Below are 1809 nucleotides of genomic sequence, written 5' to 3' on the forward strand. Positions count from 1 at the left end.
TGGGCCTCTCCCCGGAGGCCGCCCGGCGGCTCTCCGCGCTGACCCCTGCCACCTACACCGGCATCGCCACCGAGCTCGTGCGCTACCTCTGACATCGCGCCGGACAACCCGCTCCGCCGGAGGGCGTGACCGCGGCCGGGTCCGCCCGGGCCGCCCAGGTGGGCGGCCCGCCGCCGGCTCCCAGAGCGGAGGGGACGCCCACGACCGCTGCTACGGCGAAGGCCCTTCTGGGACCGTGCTCCTGGCGCCGGTCAGGCGTCCGCGTGGCCCGTCCGGCCGGGCCAACCGGGTGTCCGAAGCCGGCGCCGGAGCGTGCTGCCGGGCCGCGAGCCGGTGAACTCGCCCTCCGCGCCGCACGCCGCGACCCAGCCGGGGGCGTCCCCGCCGAGCACGTGGGCGGCGTGGGCGTAGGCTTGGGCCTCCACCGCGCTCCGCGCGGCCACGACGACACGGTCCCACGGGCTCTCCACGGCGGCACCGGTGACCGGGTTGACCAGGGCGCTCCCCGGCCGGGAAAGCACGGCGAGACCATGGTGGCCCGTCGTCAGGAGGCCGGCCCAGGCGGCGGCGCCCAGGGCCGGATCGAGGTCCGGGTCCAGAGCGAAGCCTGGGGTCGCGGCCAGGGCGGCGGCCTCGGCGGCAGGGCCGGCCACCGCCAGCACCCCGCCGGTACGGGCAACGAGCCCGTGGCCGGGGAAGGCATCGGTGAAGAGCCGGACCGTGCGGTCCGCGGCCCAGGCGCCGGCGACCTCGGCGAGATCCAGGACGGTGCCCTGCCGCATCCGCAGGCGGCGGGCGGGCAGGTCGAGGTCGAGGTGGGCGATTCCCGGGGCCGGGCGGGCCGGCAGACCGTCCTGGGCACGCCAGGCGGCGTCGCCGGTGGTGGGGTCGACCAGTCCGCTGGTGAGGCGGGTGGCCCGCAGCGCCGCGGCGAGGATCTGCGCGAGCACGGGACCGACGACCACGTCGACGTCCTCGTGCTCGGCGAACCGGTTCAGCAGGGACAGCTCCGAGTCGATGCGCTCGGGCGCCACGGCCGCGGAGACCTCGCGGTGGACGCGCTCGGCCAGCCGCCGGGCCTCCTCCTGGAGGTCCGGGGCGGGGGCGCGGACGGTGTCCCGGCTCGGCGCCCCGGGCGGGGTGGGGGTGGACATGGCCGTCTCCTGGCGGTCTCGTGTCGGCGCGTGCCGGAGGACGCGGAAGGCCCTGCGCGACAACGGGCAGGTGGTGCCGAGCATACGCGCGGCTGGGCCCGCCGGACGGTGACGTGACCGCTCGTTACCTGACCGTCATCGCGGCGGAGCGGGGGCGCCCCGGTCCGGTCGCCGGCACCGGCGGGCCGGCGGGGATCCCGGCGCCGCCGTCCCGCCCGCCGGCCGCCGCGGTCCAGCGCAGCACGTCGGCCGGGCGGTTGGAGGTCAGCTGCTGGATGCCCAGGGCGCGGCACAGGTCCACGTCCCGCGCCGTGTCGATCGTCCAGGCCCGCAGCACGCGCCCGTCGGCGGCCCACCGGCGCACCAGGTCGGGCCGGGCGCGGACGAAGTCGATGCCGGGTCCCACGATGTCCACGAGCCCGGTCGCGATGACGGGCAGCGCCGGGGGCACCACGAGCCGCATCCCGGCGTGCAGCACGGCGGCGGTCGTACGGTTCACGCGCAGGCTCTCCCGGACCGTGCGGCGGGTGGTGGTCTCCACCAGCTGGCACACGTGGCCGGCGGGCACCGTCTCGAGCAGGTGGCGGACGGCGTCGGGGTGGAAGCTCATCAGCGAGACCGTGATCCGGCCCAGCCGGCCGGTCTCGGGGTCCCA

The 1809-nt window shown here is 78.0% G+C and carries 2 protein-coding genes; both read right to left on the reverse strand.

The features are described 5' to 3' along the window. Positions 1–251 precede the first annotated feature (251 nt). On the reverse strand, positions 252–1154 hold the full coding sequence (locus tag ABL57_RS16810; protein ID WP_047802931.1) for an FAD:protein FMN transferase: 903 nt from the start codon (positions 1152–1154) through the stop codon (positions 252–254). Between the two features lie 124 nt (positions 1155–1278). Then, positions 1279–1809, reverse strand: a 531-nt coding sequence (locus tag ABL57_RS16815; protein WP_047804630.1) for a glycerophosphodiester phosphodiesterase family protein, incomplete at its 5' end; no start/stop codon positions are given.

It is taken from the genome of Kocuria sp. SM24M-10 (genome assembly GCF_001027955.1).
Classification (GTDB): domain Bacteria; phylum Actinomycetota; class Actinomycetes; order Actinomycetales; family Micrococcaceae; genus Kocuria; species Kocuria oceani.